The sequence below is a fragment of the Halorubrum sp. DM2 genome, assembly GCF_901686465.1.
Lineage (GTDB): Archaea > Halobacteriota > Halobacteria > Halobacteriales > Haloferacaceae > Halorubrum.
Genome location: NZ_LR594487.1, coordinates 2,155,641 through 2,178,673, shown reverse-complemented (window position 1 = coordinate 2,178,673; position 23,033 = coordinate 2,155,641). Strand labels below are relative to the sequence as shown.

Genomic DNA, 23,033 nt, shown 5'->3' with positions numbered 1-23,033 from the left:
GAACTGCGCGCCCGCCGACTCGTGACACCCGATCTCACGCAATCCGCGGAACGAAGCGGTTAAGGGCGAACCGCGGGTACTGGCGACAACTCGCTGGCGCGGACACAGCGGGCACTCGCCGCCGGGACCGCGGTCGACGGTCGTCGTCGACGCGCCCCGGGACGAGACGACATGTGGCCCCTCGCGGCTGAATCGCAACCGTCCGCGGACACACAATGGCACGAAGTTTCTACTCGCACATCAAGGAGGCGTGGCGGTCCCCCAAAGAGGGGAAACTGGCGGAACTGCAGTGGCAGCGAAAACAGGAGTGGCGCGACCAGGGCGCTATCGAGCGCATCGAGCGCCCGACCCGGCTGGACAAGGCCCGCGAACTGGGCTACAAGGCCAAGCAGGGCGTCATCGTCGCCCGCGTGAGCGTCCGCAAGGGCGGCTCGCGCAAGCAGCGCTTCAAGGCGGGTCGCCGCTCGAAGCGGCAGGGCGTCAACCGCGTCTCGCGCCGCAAGTCGATCCAGCGCATCGCCGAGGAGCGCGCCTCGCGGAAGTACCGCAACCTCCGCGTGCTCAACTCCTACTGGGTCGGTGAGGACGGCTCCCAGAAGTGGCACGAGGTCATCCTCGTGGACCCCGCCCACCCCGCGATCGAGAACGACGAGGAGCTGAACTGGATCTGCTCGGACGACCACAAGGGCCGCGCGTACCGCGGCCTCACCTCCGCCGGCGACAAGGGCCGCGGCCAGCGCAAGCGCGGCAAGGGCACCGAGAAGACGCGCCCGAGCGTCACCTCGAACGACCGGCAAGGCAAGTAACTCGCCCCGCTTCGCGGTCGACGGCATTCCACTTTCTTCCCGACTCGCTCTCCTCGCCCAGCCGCGGCGCTAACTCCCTTCGACCCAAGAGCAAAGACACCGCGTCACATACTAACGGTACTACGTGGCGATCCACCGGTGACCGCGAGCAACCCCATTCCCCCCGACGCGTTCGCGACCGCGGTCGAGTCGCTCGACAGGGACGCGTTCGCGACGCTCGTCGGCGAGACGTACGCGGCGACCGCCGACGCCGTGACGGTCGATCCGTCCCACGTCACCGTGTCGTCGGGCGACCGACGAGCCGAGATCCGCGTCGTCGCGGCCGGGGACGAGCCGGTGTCGGACGACTCGGTCGACACTGTCGCGGTCGCGAGCGACTCACTGCTCGACGGCGAGGCTTTCGACGACGCGGTCGAGGTCGTCACCCCGGCGGACCTCCGGGAGCGGCTCCTGTACGCCGCGTCGCCGGCGGCGTCGAACGAGATTTCTGAGCGGATCCTCGGCGTTCCGGTCCGCTCCGCCGAGTACGACGACGTTGCGACCGCAGGTTCGATGGGTGACGGGGCGACGACAGACGACGAGGTGACGACGGACGGCGAGGCGACGACAGACGACGGGGGAACAGCCGGGAGTGAGACGGAGGACGGAGCGACGCACCGAGACGACTTCGGACCGGAGCCGCGTTCCCCCTCCCGAGCCGGCTCTGGTGGCCCCGTCGACGCGGGACCGGAACGGCCGACGGAGGAGGTCGAACCCTCGTCGGAACGGGCGGGTGCGACCGAGTCCGAGACGGCCGGCGCGTCGAGCGACCGGGCGTACCCGCGGAGCCTCCTCGCGGCGGTCGCCGTCGTCGCGCTCCTCGCCGCGGGCCTCGGGGGTGTCGGCGTCGGCGCGACGGTCGGACCGGACGGGCTGGGCGGGATCGCGGGCGTCGAGGGCGACGACGGGGGTGGAACCGACAGCGTCGACGGAGACGGAACGGCGGCCGCCGGCGGAGACGCCGCGAACTCGGTGGAAAGCGTCGACGGCGAGCCGACGGACGGACCGACCGACGAGGCCGCCAGGAACACCGCGCCCGCCCCCACCTGCGAGCGGTCGGCGCTTCAGGTCGTCCAGATCCAGATGAACGCGCTCCGATACAACGACGACGCGACGAACGACGGCGTGCGGACGCTGCGAGCGTTCGCGTCCCCGGAGAACCGGGAGGTCGTCGGCTCGGTGAGCGAGTTCGCCGCGCTGTTCGAGCGGGAGCGGTACGCGCCGATGCTCACGTACGACACCGCGGAGTACTCGGTGCCAGAGATCGACGGCGGGACGGCCGAGATCGAGGTCGTCACCCGTGAGAACGGCCGCGTCACCGGGCGGTACGAGTTCCGGCTCGAACTAATCTCCGGCGGGAGTCAGGGGACCGACGACGCCCTCGGCGACGTCGACGGCTGTTGGATGACCGACGCGGTGGCGGCGTCGACGGAGTGAGCGTCCGCGTCGGGGTCGGGGAGTGAGAGCGTCCGCGGCGGGGTCAGGACTGAAAGCGCCAGCGGCGGCGTCGACGGGGCGGGCCGGCGCTCCGGGAACACGATTATATCCGCGCCGGCACAGGTCACACACATGAGCCTCTCTCTCGACGCGACCCAACTCGACCGCTACTCCAGACACGTCATCTTGGACGATGTCGGTCCCGAGGGCCAGAAGCGGCTGCTCGACGGGCGCGTCCTCGTCGTGGGAGCGGGCGGACTCGGCTCGCCCGCGATCCAGTACCTCGCGGCCGCCGGCGTCGGCACCATCGGAATCGTCGACGACGACGTCGTCGAGCGCTCCAACCTCCAGCGGCAGGTCATTCACGGCGACGACGACGTGGGGCGCACGAAGGTCGACTCCGCCGCCGACTTCGTCGCCGAACTCAATCCCGACGTCGACGTCGAGCGCCACGAGACCCGGCTCGACGCGGGCAACGCCCGGGAACTGATCGCCGACCACGACGTGGTCGTCGACTGCTCGGACAACTTCGCCACCCGGTACGTGGTGAACGACGCCGCGCGGATCGAGGGCGTCCCCGTCTCCCACGGTGCCATCTACAAGTTCGAGGGGCAGGTGACGACGCTCTCGCCCGACGGTCCCTGTTACCGCTGTCTGTTCCCGGAGCCGCCGGAGCCGGGGACGGTACCGGACTGCGCCAGCACCGGCGTCCTCGGCGTCCTCCCGGGGACCGTCGGCTGCCTTCAGGCGACGGAGGCGGTGAAACTGCTCATCGGGGTGGGTGACCCGCTCGTCGGTCGCATGCTGTTTTACGACGCGATGGACCTCTCGTTCGAGACCGTGCCGTACGCGCGCAACCCGGACTGTCCGGTGTGCGGCGACGACGGCATCGACGCGCTCGACGGGATCGATTACGCGGCCGGCTGTCGGGTCGACGTCGCCTGACAACCTTTCCTCCGACCGCTCCCACTTCGCCCGCTCCCCTCTCGCCCGTTCACAGCGACCGGTCGGTCATCGCGGTCCCCGGGGTGACCTCGGCGTCCTCGTCGACGAACCCCGAGCGCACGCACCACCGGCAGTACTGGTAGCCGGCGCGGTTCTCGGCCCCGCAGTGTCGGCAGACGACCGTCTCGCCGTCGGCGTCGAGCGGCGGCGGGTCACGCGGATCGTTCGGCTCGTCCGTCGGACCGGGAGCGCCGCCCGACGGGGTCGCGGGCGTCGATCCGGAACCGGTCGCTCCCCCGTCGCGGTCCGCGTCGGACGACCGCGTCACCGCCGAGCCGAACAGCTCCGCGGGGTCGCGGTTCCGGCGGACGAGCAGCCACATCACCGCGAGGTTAACCGCCGCCACGCCGGCGAGGACCGCGGCGAGTGGCAGGAGCTGATCTCCCGTCATATGCGTCGTGTTACCATTCCAAAGTCTTGTGTCTGACGGTGGTGCCGCCGCGTTCGCTCCGGTGGATCCGAGCCAGCGGTCGCTCGCCGTGGGATCCGAGCCGGACGGCGCGCTCCAGAGTACTCTTGAGGCCGCCGGGCGAAGGCACAGTCGCATGAAACAGACGATCCACACGGACGACGCGCCGGCAGCGGTGGGCGCGTACAGTCAGGCGACGACCGACGGCGACCTCGTGTTCACGGCCGGGCAGATCCCGCTGACGCCCGACGGCGACCTGCTCGACGACGCGTCGATCGCGGTCCAGACGGAGCGCGCGCTCGACAACCTCCTCGCGGTGCTCGACGAGGCCGGTGCCGGCCCCGAGGACGTGCTCAAGACGACGGTGTTCCTCACCGACATCGACGACTTCGACGAGATGAACGAGACGTACGCCGGCTACTTCGACGAGTCCCCGCCGGCGCGCTCGGCGGTTCAGGCGGGCGCGCTGCCGAAGGGCGTCGGCGTCGAGATCGAGGCCGTCGCGGTCGTCGAGTAGATGGCCGACGGCGGGGAGGAGTCGACGGTGACGCCCGGCGCGCCGGCCACGCCGCGCGCCCGAGCGCGGTCCGCGGCGCTGTGGGGGGCCGTCGGCGGCTTCGCCTTCCTCGTGCTCGCGCAGGGGTACCGACTTCTCGGTCCCGGGTCGCTGCCGGTCGGCCTCTGGGGGCTGGCGCTCGTCGCGCTCGGCGTCGCCGCGGCGTCGGCCGGTCTCTCCTACCTCGCCGAGGCGCGACTCCGAGCGAAAAGAAGGACTTAACAGTCGCACCGGAGTATCACCGCGTGAGCCAGGATGGCCGAGTGGTAAGGCGCACGCCTGGAAAGCGTGTTCCCATCCGGGATCGGGGGTTCAAATCCCTCTCCTGGCGTTCCTGTCGACGCCGACTGCGAGCGAGGAGCGGTAGCGACGAGCGAGTCCGGCGTCGACGAACACAGACTGAGGGATTTGAACCAGAGAGTGAAGCGAGCGGTGCGAGGCGTGAGCGAAGCGAGCGCCTCGAAAAGCGAGCGGAACGACTGAGGTTCAAATCCCTCTCCTGGCGTTTTCGACGAACACCGCGAGTAGAGCGAGCGGCGTTATTGGTAGATGTTTATAAGTAGTCGATGATTTTGCGGTGAACAACACCGAAGCCCCAGTCGCGAGGCGGGCGCACGCTCGCTGCGCTCCTCACTCGGTCGCGTTGCTCCCTCGTTGCGGTGCTTACGTCGCCTGCGCCCGCCTCGCGACTGCCCCTTCGAGTCCCACCCCGCACAGCCCCGCACCGCACCTCACGCCTCCCCAGCCTCGTCGACCGGTCTCCGCTTCGCTCCGACCGGTCGACTCCCTCGCGCGGCGCTCCTCGGCCGCGATGCGGCCTCGGAGGCGCGCGCCACCGCACGTTTCTTTATAAGAAACCGTCGCTACCGCTACCGGTATTTAAACATCACACCGAATCACTGACACACCGACACAAGACTCATATGTGTGGGTGTAATTAACACGGGTGACGATGCCAGACACGAAGTCGGGCCGCGAGCGGAAAGGGAGGAACAAGCGCCGCCAACTCGAGAACCACCTCGCACGGCGCGAACTCGACGCGGACGACGAACCGCCGGAGCCGTACGCGGAGCCGACGGACGCGGAGTTCCTCGCGGAATCCGACGACGCGGCCCGGTGACGGTCGCGACTCGCTCCCCGTCTCTATTTTAGTTCGACCCCGCGCCTGCCGCGGATCTCGCGTCGCGAAAGCTTTAGACCCGGGAGCGGCGTATCTCGGCGCAATGAGTCGCGGCCCCGAGCTGATAATCACGGAGAAGGACAACGCCGCGCGGCGCATCGCCGACATCCTGAGCGGCGAGTCCGCGACAGCGGAACGGATGAACGACGTCAACGTCTACGAGTGGGGCGGAAAGCGATGTATCGGCCTCTCCGGCCACGTCGTCGGCGTCGACTTCCCCGCCGAGTACAACGACTGGCGCGACGTCGAGCCGGTCGAGCTTATCGACGCGCCCGTCACGAAGACGCCCACGCAGGAGGGGATCGTCGCCGCGCTCCGGCGGCTCGCCCGCAACGCCTCCCGCGTCGTCATCGCGACCGACTATGACCGGGAGGGCGAACTCATCGGCAAGGAGGCGTACGAGCTGGTGCGCGAGGTCAACGAGGACGTCCCCGTCGACCGCGTGCGCTTCTCCTCGATCACCGAAAACGAGGTGCAGGAGGCGTTCGCGAACCCCGACGGCCTCGACTTCGAGCTGGCGGCCGCCGGCGAGGCCCGCCAGACCATCGACCTCACGTGGGGGGCCGCCCTCACCCGCTTCCTCTCCCTCTCGGCCCGCCAGCTCGGCGACGACTTCATCTCCGTCGGCCGGGTCCAAGGCCCGACGCTCAAGCTGATCGTCGACCGCGAGCGCGAGATACAGGTGTTCGATCCGGAGTCCTACTGGGAGCTGACGGGCGAGCTGGCGAAGGCCGGCGGCGACCCCTTCGAGGCGCGCTACTTCTACCTGAACGACGAGGGCAACGAGCGCGAGCGCGTCTGGGACGGGGCCGTCGCCGAGACGCTCACCGAGGCGCTCGACGCGGCCGAGGGGGCGACCGTCGACGACGTCACCCGCCGGACGCAGACCGACGACCCGCCGACGCCGTTCAACACCACCGCGTTCATCCGCGCGGCGGGGTCGCTCGGTTACTCCGCGCAGCGCGCCATGTCGCTCGCGGAGGACCTGTACACCGCGGGCTACGTCACCTACCCCCGGACCGACAACACGGTGTACCCCAAGGACTTGGAGCCGGCGGAGCTGATCGCCGACCTCGCCGAGTCGTCGACGTTCGGTACCGACGCCGGGAGGCTGCTCGACGACGACCGCGACATCGAGCCGACCGAGGGCGACGAGGAGACGACCGACCACCCGCCGATCCATCCGACCGGGGAGCTGCCCGCCGGCGACGATCTCTCCGACGACGAGTGGGAGGTGTACGAGCTGATCGTCCGCCGCTTCCTCGCCACCTGCGCCGACCCCGCCACGTGGGAGCGCCTGCGCGTGGTCGCGCTCGCGAACGGCGACGCGACCCCCATCGCCGAGCGCGCGGACGGGCTCGCCGCGCTGCGGGACCCGGACGACGCGAGCGGCCCGGCCGACCTCGTCGCCGACGGCGGGCTACGGCTGAAGGCGAACGGGAAGCGGCTGCTGGAGGCCGGCTACCACGAGGTGTACCCGTACCGCTCCAGCGACGAGCGGATCGTCCCGGACGTCGAGGTCGGCGAGACGCTGTCGCTGTCGGACCGCGTCACCGAGGGCAAAGAGACCCAGCCGCCCCGCCGCTACGGTCAGTCCCGGCTCATCGAGGAGATGGAAAAGCGGCAGCTGGGGACGAAGGCGACCCGCCACCGCACGATAGAGAAGCTGTACGACCGAAACTACGTGGAGAGCGATCCGCCGCGACCGACGCGGCTCGCTGAGGCGGTCGTCGAGGCCGCCGAGGAGTTCGCCGACCGGATCGTGAGCGAGGAGATGACCGCCCAGCTCGAACAGGACATGGCGGCCATCGCGGGCGGCGAGAAGGAGTACGAGGACGTGACGGCGGCCTCCCGGGAGCTGCTTTCGAGCGTGTTCGACGACCTCACCGAGTCGCGCGAAGCGGTCGGCAACCACCTACAGGACTCGCTGAAGGCGGACAAGACGCTCGGTCCCTGCCCGGAGTGCGGCTCTGACCTCCTCGTCCGGAAGTCGCGACAGGGGTCGTACTTCGTCGGCTGCGACGGCTACCCCGACTGCGAGTACACTCTGCCGCTCCCCTCGACCGGGAAGCCGCTCATCCTCGACGAGACCTGCGAGGACCACGACCTCCGGCACGTGAAGATGCTCGCCGGCCGAAAGACGTTCGTCCACGGCTGCCCGCAGTGTAAGGCGGACGAGGCGGACGAACAGGAGGACGAGGTGATCGGCGTCTGCCCGGACTGCGGAGCGGAACACGGCGGCGAGCTGGCGATCAAGCGGCTCCGCTCCGGCTCCCGGCTCGTCGGCTGTACGCGTTACCCCGACTGCGACTACTCGCTGCCGCTCCCGCGGCGCGGCGAGATCGAGATCACAACGGAGACCTGCGAGGAACACGACCTCCCGCACCTCCGGGTCCACTCCGGCGACGATCCGTGGGAACTGGGCTGTCCGATCTGTAACTACCGCGAGTTCACCGCCCGTCAGGAGGGGTCGGAGCTTCAGGCGGTCGAGGGTATCGGCGAGAAGACCGCCGAAAAGCTGAAAGACGCCGGCGTCGACGGCGTCGACGAACTCAAGTCGGCGGATCCGGACGACTTGGCGGCCGACGTCGACGGCGTGGGCGCGGACACCGTCCGCGACTGGCAGGTGAAGGCGGACTGACCGGTCTCCGGTCGACGATCGACGGACGTCCCGGCCGACACCCCTCCCACGGCCGACACGACTCATAAATCCATAAACACATATGCGCGGAGTGTCTCGATTATCGACAGATGGGAGACCGCGACGCGGATCCGCCGGCGGACGACCGGCCGTCGTCGAGCGGGACCGCCGGCGCGACCGGGATCCTGCGGGCGTTCGTCGAGGCGGTCCCGACCGCGACGCTCGTCTGTGACCCCGACACGCTGGCGATCCGCGCCGCGAACCCCCCCGCGGCCGACCTCCTCGGCCACGACCGCGGCACGCTGACGCTGATGGGCCTCCCGGACGTGGGCGAGACCGACCGCACCGTCGCCGGGGAACCGGTCGCGGAGGTCGCCGGCCGAGCCTCGGACGCCGGCGGGCCCGTCCCCGACGACGACGCTCGGACCGAGCGGTTCGAGTGGGACGTCCGGATCGGCGACCCGGGACTCCGTGTCGACGCGGCACTCCACACGGCGACGATCGCCGGCGGCGAGTGGCTCGTCGTCGGGTTCTCGGACGCGACCGCGCGCGTCGCGGCGGCGAACGAGCGCGACGCCGAGCGGCGGCTCGTCGACGCGCTCGCCGAGACCGTCCCGCTCGCGCTGTTCCGGTGTACCGAGGAGGGGACGCTCTCGCGGTGGAACGACCAGTTGGCGTCCGACTCCGGCTACGAGCCGGCGTCACTATCCGGGACGGCGCTCACGTCGCTGTTCGACGAGGAGACGCGCGACGCCGTCAGCGGGGCGCTCGCTCGGGTGTACCGCGACGGCGAGTCCGCCTCCTGCGAGGCGCGGCTGCTCACCCGCTCCGGCGAACGCGTCCCGTACCGGCTCTCGATCGGTCCCGTCACCGACGGCGACCGGGTCGTCGGCGCAGTCGGCGTCGGCGAGGACCTCACCGAGGCGTCGCTCCGAGAGGAGCGGCTCGCGGTGCTGACGCGCGTGTTGCGCCACAACTTCCGGAACGACCTCAACGTGATCACGGGCTTCACCGGCCGCGCCATCGAGGCGGTCGACGACCCGGACCTGACCGCCGAACTCCAACGGGTCATCGATACCGCCGAGCGGCTGTTGCGTCTCGGCGAGACGTCCCGGAAGGTAGAACGGCTGCTCTCGCAGCGGCCCTCTCCGCGGCCCGTCTCGCTCGTGCCCGCGGTCGACGCCGCGCTCGAATCGCTCGATCCGGCGATCCGCGACAGAGCGACCGTCGAGGTCGACGTCCCCGAGGGGCTCGTCGTCTCCGCCGTCCCGTTCCTCCCAGAGGCGATCACCGAACTCGTCGACAACGCGATCCGGCACAACGACGCCGACGACCCGCGGGTCCGGATCTCGGCCGCGGAGCTCCCCAGCGAGTCGTGGGTGTCCCTCGTCGTCGCGGACGACGGACCGGGTATCCCGCCGGCCGAGCGCGCCGTGCTCACCGGCGAAGAGACGTCGCTCGAACACGCGAGCGGACTCGGCCTCTGGTACGTGAACTGGATCGTCACCGCCGGCGGCGGAACGCTCGATATCGCCGAGAGCAAGGCCGGCGGCAGCCGGATCGAACTGTCGCTGCGCACCGCGGAGGGACCCCCGTCCGACGAGGCCCTGTTCAGCCCGGCCGAGCGCGACGCCTGAGACGTGCGTCGTCTCGCTCCCAGCGGTGACTCGACCGGTCGCGGGCTTCAGTCGACGAGCCGCAGTTCGTCGCCGACGGCCACCGACTCGGCCACGTCCGCCGGGAGCTCGACGACGGTGTCGGCGCGACCGCGGCCCAGACCGACGAACGGCGCGAGCCGCTTTTTCGCCGTCACCTCGCCGTCGACGAGCCATACCGCGTCGATGGCGAACGGCACGAACAGCATGTGAAGCCACTGCGTGTCGGCCGCCTCGAACGGGAACACGAGGGCGTAATCGTCCGGGATCGACCGGCGGAACATCAGCCCCCGCGCCTGTTCGAGCGTCGAGCGCGCGACATCGACGTCACTCGCGAGGACGGTCTCCGATCCGTCGGTCGACGCGGCGGGGCGGTGAACGAGTCGCACGCCGGACATCTCACCCCCGTCGAATAAATAGCCTCCCGTTCGGTCGATGTCGCTCCCGGCGAGCGCGACGCTCGGTCGCGCCGGGCGCTTAGCTCGCGTTGCCGTACGTTTCTTCGAGGTATTCGACGATGTCGTCGCTCTCGGGCATCCCCTCGATGCCGTGTTCCTCGTCAACGAGGACCGGGACGCCCGTCTGGCCTGAGACCTCCTCGACCTCGGTGCGCTCGCCGTGCGAGCGCGGCACCATCACCGAGTCGTACTCCAACTCGAGGTCGGCGAGCTTCGTCTTCACCTTCGCGCAGTACGGGCAGCCTTCCAGCTCGTAGAGTGTCAGGTTCGTCATCGCCGACACGTACGGCCCGGATCCGTAAAGAGGTGCGGCCGCAGATGCGTGCGTCGCGCACGGTCGGACGCTCGGATCGGTCGGGCTGGATCGCGTCGTCCTGAGCCGAGCGTCTCGTTCCGGCGCGGCGGCCGCTATCGACTGTCGCGCGAAACGGGGGAAAACGGAGCGTGCGAACGGCGGTTGTTATCGAGCGGTTGTCGCTGCGGCGGTCGAGGTTGGTTCTTTCAGAACCTCGCCTACATCGACTGCGTCAGACTGCGTCTGACGGTCTATGGAAATCTGTCTCCGACAGATTTCACATAGCGCCGCCCATGCCACCCATGCCGCCCATGCCGCCGGCGGGGGCACCGCCCTCGTCGTCGCCGCCCGCGGTCGAGAGGTCGCCCGCGGAGATGATGTCGTCGATTTTCAAGACGAGGTTCGCCGCCTCGGCCGCCGAAGAAATCGCCTGCTCCTTGGCGTGGGCGGTCTCGACGACGCCCGCCTCGGCCGTGTCGACGACCTCGCCGGCGAACACGTCGAGTCCGGCGTGCTGGTCGCCGGCCTCGTGGGCCGCGCGCAGGTCGACCAGCAGGTCGATCGCGTCGAGACCCGCGTTTTCGGCGAGCACGCGGGGGATCAGCTCCAGCGAGTCCGCGAACGCCTCGACCGCGAGCTGCTCGCGGCCCTCGACGGAGTCGGCGTAGTCGCGCAGCCGGCGCGCGAGTTCGACCTCGACCGCGCCGCCGCCGGGCAGGGTCCGCCCGTCGGAGACGGTCGTCGAGACCACGTCGATCGCGTCCTGAATGCCGCGTTCGAGCTCGTCGACGACGTGTTCGGTGGTGCCGTACAGGAGGAGCGTGACGCCGTGGGAATCCTCGCCCTCGACGTAGAACAGCTCCTCGTCGTCGTCGCGCTCGATCGAGCCGACCGCGAGGTCGTCCGCGGACAGGGAGTCGAGGTCCGTGACGATCGGCGCGCCGAGCACGTTCTTCAGGAAGGTCAGGTCGGACTTCTTCGTGCGGCGGACCGCCAGAATGCCCTCCTTCGCGAGGTAGTGCTGCGCGAGGTCGTCGATCCCCTTCTGACAGAAGACGACGTCCGCGCCGGACTCGACGATCTTGTCGACCTTCGCGCGGAGCTGCTCTTCTTCCTGATCGAGGAACTTCTGGAGCTGGTCCGGGGAGTCGACGTTGACGGAGGTGTCGACGTCGGCCTCCTCGACCTCGATCGGGTCGTTGAGGAGCAGGACGTTGGCCGACTCGAAGTCGGTCGGCATGTCCTCGTGAACGGGGTCCTTGTCGATCGCCGCGCCGGTGAGCAGGCGGGACTCGCCCGCCGCGCGACCGGTGCGCGTCTCGATGTTGAGGTTCGCCAGGTCGACCACGTGGGAGCCGTCGTCGGCCTCGACGGTGACGCCCTGTACCGCGCGGACGACGAGGTCGGCGAGGGTGTCCTTGTCCAGCTCAGCGCCCTTGCCGGTCATCGACGTCTCGGCGACGTTCCGGAGGGTTTCCGTGTCGCCGGGCTCGACGGCGGTGGCGACCTCGTCGACCTGCTCGCGGGCGTACTCGCTCGCGAGGTTGAAGCCCTTGATCACCGCTGTCGGGTGGATGTCCTGTTCGAGGAGGCCCTCGGCGTTTTTCAGCAGCTCGCCCGCGATGGCGACCGCGCTGGTCGTGCCGTCGCCGGCCTCGTCTTCCTGCGTCTCGGCGACTTCCACGACCATCTCGGCGGTCGGGTTGTCGATGTCCATCGTCTGGAGGATGGTGACGCCGTCGTTGGTGATGGTCACGTCGCCCATCGAATCGACGAGCATCTTGTCCATCCCCTTCGGTCCGAGCGTCGAACGGACGGATTCGGCGACGCCGCGCGCCGCGGAGATGTTGTACTCCTGTGCGTCCTTGTCCTGGACGCGCTGGGCGTCCTCGCCCATAATGATCATCGGCTGGCCCTGCTGCATTCGCTGACTCATACAGTGTTTGATTGATTGTGATTCTATATAAATCTCTCGGTGGGCGGCGGACGGACGCAAGCGATCGTCACCGAGAGGTGACGTCGAAAACCGCACTACAACGCGGCTGTCGTCGTCTGTCCGTGTGGAGAGTTAGCATTAAACTTTATTCGGCAGCGACGGCCGGTTCGAGGCCGTTTATATATGAATGCCCCGCCCCAGCGTCACCCCGGTATCCCGCCGGCCAGGAGCGCGGCGTCGACGAGCAACAGGACGGCGAGCCCCGCGCTCGCTAGCAGGTAGGGGCGCGCGACGGTCGCCAACCGCGCGGTCCCTGGCGCGTCCGCGGCCCCGTCGAGCGCCTCGGTCGGGAACCCCTCCGCCATGTACGTCCCCCATCCCACGTCGGAGTCGACCTCGCGGCGCATTCGGAGGATCCCCAGCTCGACGAGTCCGTTCATCACCCCCCACAGCGACAGCATCGCGAGGACCGCCCACCCCCGCGACGTGCCGGTCAACAGCTCTAACGGCCGGTAGAACACCCACACGAGGTACGCGCCGGTGACCGGTAGCGCGACGCCGGTCCAGCGCGTGACCATGAGCAGGCGGTGCGCGGCGTCGGCGAACGACTCCCGAGACAGGTCTCCGTCCGTCGCCCGGGGGAGGACCGCGTAGACGACGAACAGGACCGCACCGGTCCAGAACGCTCCAGACAGCACGTGGACGGCGTAGGCGACGGTTCGAATCACGTCCGTCTCTCGGTCCGACGAGAACATAAATGTCCGACGCGCACGGACGCTCCCGCTCACGGCAGCGACAGCGTTCCCTCGTACCGGTGCGTCCCCTCGACGGTCTCGCGGTACTCGTAGGTCTCCGGCGGGTCGATCCCCCACTCCCGGAGCCGCTCGTCGACCCCGTCGACGTACGTGGCGAGGAACGACCCTCGCTCGCGGAGAGTCGGCGGCGCTCGCGTGTGTTCCGTCTCGAACCAACACCGGGCGGTCCGGCCGTCCGCGTTCGCGGTTATCCGGACCCGGAGATCCGACCGGAGCCGTTCTCGGACCGCCGGCGGATCACCGCGGAGGTGGCCCTCGCCGAACGCGTCGACCGCGGCCAGCGCCTCGTTCGGGACGTGGTTCACGCCGGGGATACGTTCCCGCGACACGAGTCACTTGCCCCGGACATCCCGAACAGCGGTGGATTTATAAATCCGAACTCGACCGCCGTATCTCGCGAAATACCCGGATCTAACGGGTCCAGAAACAGGTTTAAGCGGATCGCGTTCCACTAATCGATAGACTCTCATTTATGAGTAGACGCTCCGTCGTCGAGTCGATACGCTCGTTCCGCGCCGAGGTCGATCCCGTCCCGTTCGCCGTCGGGTCGCTCGTCACGTTCGCCTTCCTCGCGTACACCGTGATCGACACCGACGGCGCGGCGGCCGCCATCGACGCCGCGTTCGTGACGTTCGGTCAGGGGCTCGCGTGGCTGTACCTCGGGTCGGTCCTCGCGCTGGTCCTCGCGGCCGGCTACCTCCTCGTCGGGAAGTACGGTCGCGTCCGGCTCGGCGACGGCGAGCCGGAGTACGGTACGCTCTCGTACGTCGCGATGTTCTTCTCCGCGGGCCTCTCCGCCGGCATCGTGTTCTTCGGCCCTGTCGAGGCGCTGCTCCACTACCAGACCGTTCCGCCGCTGTTCGCGGGTCAGGTCGCCGCCGAGTCGAGCGCGGCAGCGGTCCCCGCGGTCGCGTACACCGTCTTCCACTACGGGATCAGCGCGTGGGGCGGCTACCTCGCGATCGGCCTTCCGGTCGCGTACTTCGCGTACCGCCACGACGCGCCGTTCCGCGTCTCCACCGCGCTGTACCCGATCCTCGGCCCCGACGGACTCGACGGCGTGGTCGCCCGGGCGGTCGACACGCTCGCGGTCGTCGCCACCATCGGCGGGATCGCGACCGGCCTCGGCTTCATCGCCACGCAGCTTCTCACCGGCGTGACGTTCCGGACCGGAATCGCCTTCGGCGACGCCGAGACCGTCGCGGTCATCGTCGGTATCACCGCGCTGTTCACGCTGTCGCTCGTCGCGGGCGTCGGTCGCGGGATTAGACGGCTCTCCGTCTTCAACGTCGGCGTCATGGCGCTGCTGCTCGGCGTGGCGCTCGTCGCCGGGCCGACGACGGACGTGTTGAACGTCGGCGTGGCGGCGCTCGGCACCTACGCGACCTCCTTCTTCGAGATGAGCCTGTTCACCGGCAGCGGCGTCGAGAACGGTCCCGGATGGTCGGCGGCGTGGACCGTCTTCTACTGGTCGTGGTGGATCGCGTGGGCCCCGTTCGTCGGGCTGTTCCTCGCGCGGATCTCCCGCGGCCGGACGATCCGGTCGGTCGTCGGGACCGCGTTCGGCACGATGACCGCCGTCTCCGCGCTGTGGTTCACCGTCATCGGCGGCACGTCCATCCGACTACAAGACTCCGGCGCGGTCGACGTGCTCGGCGCGGTCGGCGAGTTCGGCGACGGCGTCTCCGGGTACGTCATCTTCGGGGCCTTCCCCGGCGGGGAGCTGTGGCAGCTGCTGTTCCTCGTGTTGGTGACGACATTTTTCGTCACCTCCGCCGACTCCTCGACGCTCGCCGTCGGCATGCTCACCACCGGCGGCAGCCGGGAGCCGTCCGGTGCGAACCGCGTGTTCTGGGGGATCCTTCAGGGCGCTATCGCCTCCGTTCTCGTGGTCGTCGGGGGCGCGACGGCGCTCCGGTCGTCGGTGATCGTCACCGGCGCACCCTTCGCCGTCGTCTGTCTCGTCGCGATGGGCGGGTTCCTCCGGTGGCTGTCGCGGGTCGAGACTCCCGCTCCCGCGAGCGACTCGAACGCGTCGGGTTCAGCGTCTCCGGCGACTCCCGGCGTCGACGACGACTGAGGCGACCCGGCCGCGTCCTCGCCGCGACTGATCGGCGCGGCCGTGCCACGACCGATCGCCGCGTTCTCGCCGCGACCGAAACCGGCTTGCGGGCCCGCCGCGCACGTCGACGCATGTCGCTGGCAGCCGACGCTCGCGCCGCCGTCCGCGCCCGTCCGTTCGTCCTCGACGCGCTCCGCGCCGGACTCCTGAACCACAGCGCCGCGGCCGAGTGGCTCGCCGAGACCGCCGACCTCGACGGCGATCCCGACGCGATCGCTGCCGCGCTCCGTCGCTTCCGCGAGGACCTCCCGGCGTACGCGACCGAACCGCGCGAGACCACCGTTTCGATGCGGAGCGGGGTGGGGATCGCCGGCGGCGGCGACCGGGCTGACCCGACCGACCCGCTCCTCCGCGTCGGCGACACCGGCGTCGTCCCGGAGGGCGACCACACGGCGGTCGTCGCGACGGGAGACGTCGATGGCGAGGCGCTCGGGGCGGTCGTCCGCCGGTTCGCCGGTCACGGGATCTCGGTCGCGGCCGCGGGGGTAGCCGGGGAGACGCTCGTCTGCGTCGTCGGTCGCCGCGACGGTCCCGACGCGGTCCGTCTCGTCGAGGCCGCGCTCGACGCCGTGCCCGCGTTCGACGCGTCCTGATCGGTTCTCGCTCCCCCGCAGCCTCCGAAGTCCCTAAGAGCCGCGCGGCCCCAGCACGGGTATGCAATCGCTCGTCATCGTCGCGCACGGCTCCCACCTCAACCCGGGGTCGAGCGCGCCGACGTACGACCACGCCGACACGATCCGCGCGACCGGTGCCTTCGACGAGGTCCGCACCGGCTTCTGGAAGGAGGAGCCGCACTTCCGGGAGGTGCTCCGTACCGTCGAGGGCGACGAGATATACGTCGTCCCGCTGTTCGTCTCGGAGGGGTACTTCACCGAGCAGGTGATCCCCCGCGAGCTCCGCCTCGACGGATGGGACGTCTCGCAGTGGGACTCGGACGGCCTCTCCGCGGACCAAGCCACGCTCGTCGCCGAGGACATCGACCGCGAGGTTCACTACTGCGGCCCCGTCGGGACCCACCGCGCGATGACCGACGTGATCGTCCGCCGCGCCGAGTCGGTCACCGACGACCCCGACGTCGGCGAGGGGTTCGGGCTGGCGGTCGTCGGCCACGGCACCGAGCGCAACGAGAACTCGGCGAAGGCGATCGAGTACCACGCCGACCGGATCGCCGAGCGCGACCGCTTCGACGAGGTGAAGGCGCTGTACATGGACGAGGAGCCGGAGGTCGACGACCTCCCTGAACACTTCGAGAGCGACGACGTCGTCTTGGTTCCGCTTTTCATCGCCGACGGCTACCACACGCAGGAGGACATTCCGGAAGACGTCGGCCTCTGCGAGGACCACACCGAGGGGTACGACGTGCCCGAGAGCGTCGACGGCACCCTGATCTGGTACGCGGGCGCGGTCGGCACCGAACCCCTGATGGCCGACGTGGTCTTGGAGCGCGCCGCCGACGCCGGCGCTGCCCTCGGCACCGCGCTCGACGACGTGCGCGAGACGACCCGCGTCGTCACGGGGGACTGACCGTGGCCGACTCCACCTCCGCGACCGACGAGGGCGAGGCGGACGACGACGAGCCCGCAGTCCCCGAGATCGATCTCCCGAGCGACGCGTTCGACGCGGTCCTCGACGCGCTCGCCGACCGCGACGCGGGCGACCCGCTCCGGTTCGAGGGGTTCAGCGTCGCGCGCGAGGAGGGCGACGGCGCGGGCGAATACCGCCTCGGTCCCGCCGACGGCGACTCCCGAACCGGCATGAGCGAGCGCGACCTCCACGAGGCGCTCGACGAGCGCGCGCCGGCGGTCACGGACTGGTACGCCTTCGAGCGGGTCGTCGGCGAGTTCGGCCCCCGCCGCGCCTTCGTCCGCTGGATCGAGGACGCCGACGGCGAGACCGTGGCGGCTCGGTACGCCGCGCTCGCGGCGGGCGTCGAGCGCGCGTGGGGCGAACTGCGGATTACGGCGACGGTCACGGACCGCGGCGAGCGCCGCTACGACGTGCGCCACGCGGACGACGCCGGCGTCCCCGTCGACGAGCTGGAGACGCACGAGGACCCGCTCGACGCGCGCGAGCTGGCCACCTTCGACGAGAAGGGACGCTACCGCCCCCTCAAGACCGCGCCGTCGCTCGCCGGCGGGTGGGTCTTCCCCGATCTGGGACCGCGCGACCTCTATGAGACGATCGAGACGATCTACCCCGCGACCGTCGCCAACTGGCACCGCGAGCGCGAGGGGAACTTGGACGTGACCCACTGGCGCGAGACGATGGCGCGCCAGTCCGGCATCTACGGCGTCGTGAAGACGTGGGACCGCGGCGAGGGGCACGAACACGTGAACTGGGTCGCGGAGGCGTGCTGTGACGACTCGCAGTGTCTCAAGCGCCGGGAGTGGGAGTACGACGAGGACGAAGACCTCGACGTCGACGGCGGCGACGGCGTCTTCCCCTGCCGCGAGCCCTGCTCGGTGGTCGTGTCGGCCGCCCGCAAGTGGACGCGGCTGGAGAGCGAACAGGAGCGCACCTACGAGTTCGACCTGACGCCCAGCGAGAAGGAGCAGGTGGAGGCCATCATCGACGCGGTCGCGGACGGCCGGACCGACGAGATCCGCGAGGCGGACACGAAGGAGGGCGCGAACCGTTACCGCGCGCGCTTCCTGCGCGCCAAGCGGTTCGACGACGACGGCAACCTCGGCGGGGTGCCGACCGACGCGGACGACGAGTAAGGCCCCCCGGGCTCCGCCCGAGCGCGCCCGCTCGGAACATCATCGCCTCCGCGTCGGGACGCACCCGCTCAGAACATCACCGCCTCCGCGTCGGGACGCACCCGCTCGAAACATCGCCGCGCCCCGCAGGCTTTTCTCACCGCCCCCGGTACGGTGGGGTAATGAACGCCGTCACGCTGGGTCCCGCCGGCACGTACTCGCACCGCGCCGCACGCGCCGTCGCCGCCGAGGTGTCGTTCCGGGAGTCGGTCACCGCCATCGTCGACGCCGTCGCGCAGGGGGAGTTCGAGCGCGGGGTCGTCCCCATCGAGAACAGCATCGAGGGCTCGGTCACGGAGAGTCTCGACGCGCTCGCGGAGTACGACGTGTCGGTCACTCGCGAGGTCGTCACGCCGATCCGCCACGCCCTCCTCGCGCAGGACGACGAGTTCGAGGTCGTCGCGAGCCACTCGCAGGCGCTCGCGCAGTGTCGCAACTGGCTGGAGACCAACTACCCGTCGGTGGGCCTCGAAGCGGTCGCCTCCACCGCTCGCGGGGTCGAGCGCGCCCGCGAGGACGCCCGCGTCGCCGGGATCGGCCACCCGGACAACGCCGGCGACGACCTCGAAATTCTCGCGGAGGACATTCAGGACCGCACCTCGAACGCGACCCGCTTCCTCGTCGTCGGTCCCGAGTCCGCCAAGTCCGACGCCGGCGGGAAGACGACCCTGATCGTCTATCCGAACGCGAACTACCCCGGCCTCCTCCTCGAACTGCTGGAGGCTTTCGCCGACCGCAACCTCAACCTCTCGCGGATCGAGTCGCGCCCGAGCGGTGAGCGCCTCGGTGACTACTTGTTCCACTTCGACGTCGATGCCGGCCTCTACGAGGACCACACGGCGAAGGCGGTCGAGGACATCGAGGCGATCGCCGACAAGGGGTGGGTGAAGGTGCTCGGGTCGTACGACGCCGAGCACGTGTTGGAGTGACCGTGACCCCGACGTGAACGGCGAGGTTCGACACGGGACAGTATTTACAAACTCGCTCTCGTAAAGGGCCGGCATGAGCGGTGCGTACTTCGTCGTCAGCGGTCTGGTCGGTCTGTTGGTCGGTGCCCTGTTCGGTCCGCCGGGAGCGCTTTTCGGACTCATCGCCGGGCTGTTCGTCGGGGCGTTCTTCTGGGACGACAAATCGGACCAGAGCCAGCAGGTGGCCGAACTCGAACAGCGCGTGAGCGAATTAGAAGAGGAGTTGGAACGGGAGCGAAGCGAGTGACGCGCACTTTCCCCGCCGATTCCTCACGTCACTCGAACCGGTACGTCGCCCCGTCCGGGCCGTCCTCGATCTCGACGCCGACCTCCCGGAGCGCGTCCCGGAGCTCGTCGGCGCGCTCGTAGTTACCTGCCTCGCGTTCGGCCTCGCGCACGTCGAGAATCAGTTCGACTAGTTCGCCGGCCAGATCCACGTCGCCGTCGCTCGGCGACTCGAACTGGAGGCCTAACACGTCGCCGCCGAGCTCCTCGAACGTCTCGACCGCCTCGCGGAGGGCACGGTAGTCGTGTGGCGGCTCCGAATCGACGTGGCGATTCACCGCGTCCGTGAGATCGAGCAGCGCCGCGGTCGCCTCGCGGAGGTTCAAGTCGTCGTTCATCGCGGCCGCGAAGTCGTCGCGGGCGGTTTCAACCGCCTCGCGAAGCTCTCCGTCCTCCGCCTTCGCGCCGGCGTCTACGGAGTCGAGCGCGTCGACCGCGCGGTCGTAGGTGCGCGAGAGGCGCTCCCAGCGCTCCTCGGCCTCGGCGACCGTCTCCTCGGTGAGCGCCTGCTCGGAGCGGTAGGCGGCCCCGGCGTAGAAGGTGCGGACCACGTTGACGCCGAGCTCTTCGAGGGCGTCCGGGACCGTCCAGAAGTTGCCGATCGAGGAGGACATCTTCTCGCCGTCCATCTCCAGGAGGCCGACGTGGAGCCAGTGGCGCGCGAACGTCTCGCCGGTGGCCGCCTCCGACTGCGCGATCTCGTTTTCGTGATGGGGGAAGACCAGGTCGCGGCCGCCCATGTGGATGTCGAGCGTGTCGCCGAGGTGCGTCGTCGACATCGCCGAGCACTCGACGTGCCACCCCGGCCGGCCCTCGCTCCACGGCGACTCCCACGTCTCTCCCGCGGGCGTCTCCGCGCCGTGGTCGTGTTTCGCGTGTTCGCGCGCGGCGGTCTCGCTCACGCCGTCCGCCTTCCAGAGCGCGAAGTCCGACGGGTTGCGCTTCTCGGAGCGCTCGTCCGGTTCGCCCTGCGCTTCGAGCGCGTCGGTCTCCTGGTTCGAGAGCTTCCCGTACCCGTCGAAGCTCGTCACGTCGAAGTAGACGGAGCCGTTCGACTCGTAGGCGTACCCCTTTTCGATCAGCGTCTCCACGAGGTCGAGTATCTCCGGGACGTGCTCGGTGACGCGGGGGTACACCTCGGCGCGCAACAGGTTCAGCCCGCGCATCGCGTCGAAGACGCTCGCGGTGAACGTCTCGGCCACGTCGCGCTCTTCGGTCCAGTCGTCGCGCTCGCCGACGCGGGCCGTGATCTTCTCGTTGACGTCGGTGACGTTCTCGACGTGACGCACGTCGTAGCCGACGTGTTCGAGCCACCGGTGGAGGACGTCCGCGTGGAACCACAGCCGGGCGTGACCGAGATGGGGGTCGTCCGACACCGTCAGCCCACAGACGTACAGCGTGACGTCGCCGTCGGCCGTGAACTCGACGCGCTCGTCTTCCAGGGTGTCGGTAACGACGAGACTCATTACGAGGTGGTAGCTCGGGTGAGTGTTTCAAATCGTCGGATCAAGCAGACTGAAGCCGGCTGTTCTCCGGATTTATTTATCCAAAAACTCAGAGGAAGAGTATCGTCCCGACTTGGACCGCTGCGTATCCGAGCACCATCACGATAATGAGCTTGATCAGCAACCCCGGAATGTTGTTCGGGATCTCGTCCCACTGCTCTGCGATCCCCGGTCCTTCCGGCTCCACTGCCGGCGGTGTCGTTCCGCTGTTTCCGAAGATATCTTCTCCGAACATCTGCTCTAACTCGGCGTCCTGTCTGTCCATCATCGCGTCGAACTCGTTGTAATTGTCGAACCGATTCTTGATCTGGCTGACGTACGACGCCGAACAGTCACACGCTTCCGCAATCTCCTGGTTTGTTGCGTTCGGATTGTCCCGCCATGTGAGGAGGATGTCCCGCTGTAGATCCGTCTTGGAACTGTTACCCATATTTTCGATAATTACCTTTCACTGATAGTATTTTCTACGGAACAGAATCTAATGAATAGTAATTAGAGGAATCGATCGGCTGATCCACTTATAAATTTCAATGGCGAGACGGAGATACTTCCAAAGCCCCAGTCGGCGAGGCGGGCGCACACTCGCTGCGGTCCTCGGTCGTTCGCTTCGCTCACTCCCTGTGGTCCTTGCGTCGCCTGCGCCCGCCTCGCCGACTGCCCCTTTGAGTCCCACCCGACCGCACCGCACAGCCTCATGCCTCCCCAGCCTCGTCGGCCGCGTCCGTCGGGCTCCCTTCGGTCGCCCTCGTCGCGGCCGACTCCCTCGCGGGCGGTTCGCGCCGCGGTGCGGCGCTCACCGGCGCGCCACCGCCGTGTCCATTTATAAGTAACCGGCACGGTTCCTCACCCCTCCTGGGTCGTCCACTCAACCTCGTAGCCCGCCTCGCGCACCGCCCTCAGGACGCGGTCGACGTGGGCCGGGCCGTTGGTCTCCACCTCGAACACGAGGTCGGCGTCGCCGACGGGGAGGTCCGGTCGGCTGCGCTCGTGGCGTACCGTCCGGATGTTCGCGCGCTCGCCGCCGATCAGCGTGGATATCTCTCCCATCGTCCCGGGCGTGTCGTCGATCCGGACGGCGAGCTCGATCAGCTGGTGACGGTCCACGAGGGCGTGGGTCACCACCTCCTTCAGCGTCGTCACGTCGATGTTCCCGCCACAGAGCAGGGGAACCACCGTCTCGCCGGTTAGGTCGAGTTCGTCGACGGCGTCGTCGTTCAGGAGCGCGGCCGCGGCGGTCGCGCCCGCGCCCTCGACCATCTGCTTCGCGCGCTCTAGGAGTAGCAGGATCGCGTTCGCCACGTCGTCGTCGCTCACGACGACGGCGGCGTCGAGGTGTTCGTCGAGGAGGCCGAACGTGAGGTCGCTCAGCCCGCCGGTCGCGATCCCGTCGGCGATGGTGTCCGGCTCCTCGCGCGCGACGAGCTCGCCCGCCGCGAGGCTCTCGGAGAGCGTCGACGCCCCCTCGGTCTGGACGCCGATCACGCGCGTCTCCGGCGAGCGCGCCTTGACGGCGGTCGCGACGCCGCCCGCCAGCCCGCCGCCGCCGACCGGGACGAGGACGGCGTCGACGTCGGGCACCTGCTCTATCACCTCCAGCCCGAGCGTCCCCTGTCCGGCGACCACGTCGGGGTCGTCGAACGCGTGGACGAACCGCGTCCCGGGGTCGTCGACGAGCGTCTGCGCGTGCGCCATCGCCTCGGGGAAGGCGTTCCCCCGGAGGACGACCGACGCGCCGTAGGCGCGCGTCGCCTCGATCTTCGCGGCCGGCGCGGCCTCCGGCATCACGATCGTCGCGTCGATCCCGGCGTCCGCCGCCGCCAGCGCGACCCCCTGCGCGTGGTTGCCCGCGCTTGCGGCCACGACGCGTTCGACCGCGGGCTCGTCGGATCCTTCTCTCCCCTCGGACCCCTCCACTGCCCGAGAGATCGCGTTGTACGCGCCGCGCGTCTTGAACGAGCCGGTACGCTGGAGGTGTTCCATCTTGAGGCGCACGTCCGCCCCGCACCGCTCGCTCAGCGACCGGCTCCGCTCGACGGGCGTGCGCTGGACGATGTCGGTATCGGCGACCCGCTCCGCGGCGGTCTCGACGTCGTCGACCGTGACAGGGGACATGGCGGAGGCGTTCTCGGGGACCGCCGAAAAGGACTCGGATACGGAACGCG

General features: G+C 69.4%; 23 protein-coding genes and 1 tRNA gene. 15 read left to right on the top strand and 9 right to left on the bottom strand.

Going from position 1 to position 23,033, the window contains the following annotated elements; translation table 11 throughout:
* Positions 1-215 precede the first annotated feature (215 nt).
* The 3 genes from QOL69_RS11020 to moeB all read left to right on the top strand — a co-directional run bounded on the left by QOL69_RS11020 (position 216) and on the right by moeB (position 3,227).
* Positions 216-806 (top strand): 50S ribosomal protein L15e, encoded by a 591-nt coding sequence (locus QOL69_RS11020; RefSeq protein WP_283403193.1) that lies wholly within the window; start codon positions 216-218, stop codon positions 804-806.
* Between the two features lie 138 nt (positions 807-944).
* Entirely contained in the window at positions 945-2,282 is a 1,338-nt protein-coding gene (locus QOL69_RS11015) for a DUF4864 domain-containing protein (RefSeq protein ID WP_283403192.1), read from the top strand.
* A gap of 132 nt (positions 2,283-2,414) precedes the next feature.
* Positions 2,415-3,227: an SAMP-activating enzyme E1 gene (gene moeB / locus QOL69_RS11010; RefSeq protein WP_283403191.1), complete on the top strand. Its 813-nt coding sequence runs from the start codon at positions 2,415-2,417 to the stop codon at positions 3,225-3,227.
* 49 nt (positions 3,228-3,276) lie between these two features.
* On the opposite strand, the gene QOL69_RS11005 is transcribed toward moeB, so the two are convergent.
* Positions 3,277-3,678 (bottom strand): DUF7577 domain-containing protein, encoded by a 402-nt coding sequence (locus QOL69_RS11005; RefSeq protein ID WP_283403190.1) that lies wholly within the window; start codon positions 3,676-3,678, stop codon positions 3,277-3,279.
* 154 nt (positions 3,679-3,832) lie between these two features.
* Here QOL69_RS11005 and QOL69_RS11000 point away from each other — a divergent pair, with 154 nt between their 5' ends.
* The 6 genes from QOL69_RS11000 to QOL69_RS10975 all read left to right on the top strand — a co-directional run bounded on the left by QOL69_RS11000 (position 3,833) and on the right by QOL69_RS10975 (position 9,710).
* Complete coding sequence (locus tag QOL69_RS11000; RefSeq protein ID WP_283404236.1) at positions 3,833-4,213, top strand: Rid family detoxifying hydrolase; 381 nt, start codon at positions 3,833-3,835, stop codon at positions 4,211-4,213.
* A complete protein-coding gene (locus QOL69_RS10995; RefSeq protein WP_283403189.1) occupies positions 4,214-4,474 on the top strand; it encodes a DUF7981 family protein in 261 nt (86 codons plus the stop codon). It abuts the gene before it with no gap.
* A 27-nt stretch (positions 4,475-4,501) separates the two neighbouring features.
* Positions 4,502-4,583: transfer RNA gene (locus tag QOL69_RS10990), tRNA-Ser, on the top strand.
* A 621-nt stretch (positions 4,584-5,204) separates the two neighbouring features.
* Positions 5,205-5,372 (top strand): hypothetical protein, encoded by a 168-nt coding sequence (locus tag QOL69_RS10985; protein WP_006629578.1) that lies wholly within the window; start codon positions 5,205-5,207, stop codon positions 5,370-5,372.
* Positions 5,373-5,475: 103 nt separating this feature from the next.
* Positions 5,476-8,073 carry a DNA topoisomerase I gene (locus tag QOL69_RS10980; RefSeq protein WP_283403188.1) on the top strand — a complete coding sequence of 866 codons (2,598 nt, stop codon included), beginning with the start codon at positions 5,476-5,478 and terminating at the stop codon, positions 8,071-8,073.
* A 110-nt stretch (positions 8,074-8,183) separates the two neighbouring features.
* On the top strand, positions 8,184-9,710 hold the full coding sequence (locus QOL69_RS10975) for a sensor histidine kinase (RefSeq protein WP_283403187.1): 1,527 nt from the start codon (positions 8,184-8,186) through the stop codon (positions 9,708-9,710).
* Between the two features lie 47 nt (positions 9,711-9,757).
* Here the strand turns inward: QOL69_RS10975 and QOL69_RS10970 are convergent, their stop codons facing one another.
* The 5 genes from QOL69_RS10970 to QOL69_RS10950 all read right to left on the bottom strand — a co-directional run bounded on the left by QOL69_RS10970 (position 9,758) and on the right by QOL69_RS10950 (position 13,561).
* Positions 9,758-10,126, bottom strand: coding sequence for a DUF192 domain-containing protein (locus QOL69_RS10970; RefSeq protein ID WP_283403186.1), 369 nt, complete (start codon positions 10,124-10,126; stop codon positions 9,758-9,760).
* Positions 10,127-10,205: 79 nt separating this feature from the next.
* Positions 10,206-10,460, bottom strand: a complete 255-nt coding sequence (locus tag QOL69_RS10965) for a glutathione S-transferase N-terminal domain-containing protein (protein ID WP_283403185.1) — start codon at positions 10,458-10,460, stop codon at positions 10,206-10,208.
* Positions 10,461-10,758: 298 nt separating this feature from the next.
* Entirely contained in the window at positions 10,759-12,405 is a 1,647-nt protein-coding gene (thsB, locus tag QOL69_RS10960) for a thermosome subunit beta (RefSeq protein ID WP_283404235.1), read from the bottom strand.
* A 215-nt stretch (positions 12,406-12,620) separates the two neighbouring features.
* Positions 12,621-13,145, bottom strand: a complete 525-nt coding sequence (locus QOL69_RS10955; protein WP_283403184.1) for a copper resistance protein CopD — start codon at positions 13,143-13,145, stop codon at positions 12,621-12,623.
* 56 nt (positions 13,146-13,201) lie between these two features.
* Entirely contained in the window at positions 13,202-13,561 is a 360-nt protein-coding gene (locus QOL69_RS10950; RefSeq protein ID WP_283403183.1) for a hypothetical protein, read from the bottom strand.
* Positions 13,562-13,704: 143 nt separating this feature from the next.
* On the opposite strand from QOL69_RS10950, the gene QOL69_RS10945 reads away from it, so the two are divergent.
* From QOL69_RS10945 to QOL69_RS10920, 6 genes are all read left to right on the top strand, one after another.
* The gene (locus tag QOL69_RS10945) at positions 13,705-15,312 is read left to right on the top strand and encodes a BCCT family transporter (protein ID WP_283403182.1); all 1,608 of its coding nucleotides are present in this window, start codon (positions 13,705-13,707) and stop codon (positions 15,310-15,312) included.
* Between the two features lie 113 nt (positions 15,313-15,425).
* Positions 15,426-15,947 carry a DUF7523 family protein gene (locus tag QOL69_RS10940; RefSeq protein WP_283403181.1) on the top strand — a complete coding sequence of 174 codons (522 nt, stop codon included), beginning with the start codon at positions 15,426-15,428 and terminating at the stop codon, positions 15,945-15,947.
* 61 nt (positions 15,948-16,008) lie between these two features.
* Positions 16,009-16,878, top strand: a complete 870-nt coding sequence (locus QOL69_RS10935; RefSeq protein WP_283403180.1) for a CbiX/SirB N-terminal domain-containing protein — start codon at positions 16,009-16,011, stop codon at positions 16,876-16,878.
* A 2-nt stretch (positions 16,879-16,880) separates the two neighbouring features.
* Positions 16,881-18,074: a DR2241 family protein gene (locus QOL69_RS10930; RefSeq protein ID WP_283403179.1), complete on the top strand. Its 1,194-nt coding sequence runs from the start codon at positions 16,881-16,883 to the stop codon at positions 18,072-18,074.
* A gap of 161 nt (positions 18,075-18,235) precedes the next feature.
* Positions 18,236-19,042 carry a prephenate dehydratase gene (gene pheA / locus QOL69_RS10925; protein ID WP_283403178.1) on the top strand — a complete coding sequence of 269 codons (807 nt, stop codon included), beginning with the start codon at positions 18,236-18,238 and terminating at the stop codon, positions 19,040-19,042.
* A 73-nt stretch (positions 19,043-19,115) separates the two neighbouring features.
* A complete protein-coding gene (locus QOL69_RS10920) occupies positions 19,116-19,328 on the top strand; it encodes a hypothetical protein (RefSeq protein WP_283403177.1) in 213 nt (70 codons plus the stop codon).
* Positions 19,329-19,356: 28 nt separating this feature from the next.
* Here the strand turns inward: QOL69_RS10920 and cysS are convergent, their stop codons facing one another.
* From cysS to ilvA, 3 genes are all read right to left on the bottom strand, one after another.
* Positions 19,357-20,832 carry a cysteine--tRNA ligase gene (gene cysS, locus QOL69_RS10915; protein WP_283403176.1) on the bottom strand — a complete coding sequence of 492 codons (1,476 nt, stop codon included), beginning with the start codon at positions 20,830-20,832 and terminating at the stop codon, positions 19,357-19,359.
* An 88-nt stretch (positions 20,833-20,920) separates the two neighbouring features.
* Complete coding sequence (locus tag QOL69_RS10910) at positions 20,921-21,301, bottom strand: hypothetical protein (protein ID WP_048078358.1); 381 nt, start codon at positions 21,299-21,301, stop codon at positions 20,921-20,923.
* 413 nt (positions 21,302-21,714) lie between these two features.
* Complete coding sequence (gene ilvA / locus QOL69_RS10905) at positions 21,715-22,983, bottom strand: threonine ammonia-lyase (protein ID WP_283403175.1); 1,269 nt, start codon at positions 22,981-22,983, stop codon at positions 21,715-21,717.
* Positions 22,984-23,033 lie beyond the last annotated feature (50 nt).

Excerpts from the sequence above, each read along its gene's own strand:
- QOL69_RS11020 (WP_283403193.1), top strand. The coding sequence starts at position 216 with ATGGCACGAAGTTTCTACTCGCACATCAAGGAGGCGTGGCGGTCCCCC.
- moeB (WP_283403191.1), top strand. The coding sequence starts at position 2,415 with ATGAGCCTCTCTCTCGACGCGACCCAACTCGACCGCTACTCCAGACAC.
- QOL69_RS11005 (WP_283403190.1), bottom strand. The coding sequence starts at position 3,678 with ATGACGGGAGATCAGCTCCTGCCACTCGCCGCGGTCCTCGCCGGCGTG.
- QOL69_RS11000 (WP_283404236.1), top strand. The coding sequence starts at position 3,833 with ATGAAACAGACGATCCACACGGACGACGCGCCGGCAGCGGTGGGCGCG.
- QOL69_RS10995 (WP_283403189.1), top strand. The coding sequence starts at position 4,214 with ATGGCCGACGGCGGGGAGGAGTCGACGGTGACGCCCGGCGCGCCGGCC.
- QOL69_RS10985 (WP_006629578.1), top strand. The coding sequence starts at position 5,205 with ATGCCAGACACGAAGTCGGGCCGCGAGCGGAAAGGGAGGAACAAGCGC.
- QOL69_RS10980 (WP_283403188.1), top strand. The coding sequence starts at position 5,476 with ATGAGTCGCGGCCCCGAGCTGATAATCACGGAGAAGGACAACGCCGCG.
- QOL69_RS10975 (WP_283403187.1), top strand. The coding sequence starts at position 8,184 with ATGGGAGACCGCGACGCGGATCCGCCGGCGGACGACCGGCCGTCGTCG.
- QOL69_RS10970 (WP_283403186.1), bottom strand. The coding sequence starts at position 10,126 with ATGTCCGGCGTGCGACTCGTTCACCGCCCCGCCGCGTCGACCGACGGA.
- QOL69_RS10965 (WP_283403185.1), bottom strand. The coding sequence starts at position 10,460 with ATGACGAACCTGACACTCTACGAGCTGGAAGGCTGCCCGTACTGCGCG.
- thsB (WP_283404235.1), bottom strand. The coding sequence starts at position 12,405 with ATGCAGCAGGGCCAGCCGATGATCATTATGGGCGAGGACGCCCAGCGC.
- QOL69_RS10945 (WP_283403182.1), top strand. The coding sequence starts at position 13,705 with ATGAGTAGACGCTCCGTCGTCGAGTCGATACGCTCGTTCCGCGCCGAG.
- QOL69_RS10940 (WP_283403181.1), top strand. The coding sequence starts at position 15,426 with ATGTCGCTGGCAGCCGACGCTCGCGCCGCCGTCCGCGCCCGTCCGTTC.
- QOL69_RS10935 (WP_283403180.1), top strand. The coding sequence starts at position 16,009 with ATGCAATCGCTCGTCATCGTCGCGCACGGCTCCCACCTCAACCCGGGG.
- pheA (WP_283403178.1), top strand. The coding sequence starts at position 18,236 with ATGAACGCCGTCACGCTGGGTCCCGCCGGCACGTACTCGCACCGCGCC.
- QOL69_RS10920 (WP_283403177.1), top strand. The coding sequence starts at position 19,116 with ATGAGCGGTGCGTACTTCGTCGTCAGCGGTCTGGTCGGTCTGTTGGTC.
- cysS (WP_283403176.1), bottom strand. The coding sequence starts at position 20,832 with ATGAGTCTCGTCGTTACCGACACCCTGGAAGACGAGCGCGTCGAGTTC.
- QOL69_RS10910 (WP_048078358.1), bottom strand. The coding sequence starts at position 21,301 with ATGGGTAACAGTTCCAAGACGGATCTACAGCGGGACATCCTCCTCACA.
- ilvA (WP_283403175.1), bottom strand. The coding sequence starts at position 22,983 with ATGTCCCCTGTCACGGTCGACGACGTCGAGACCGCCGCGGAGCGGGTC.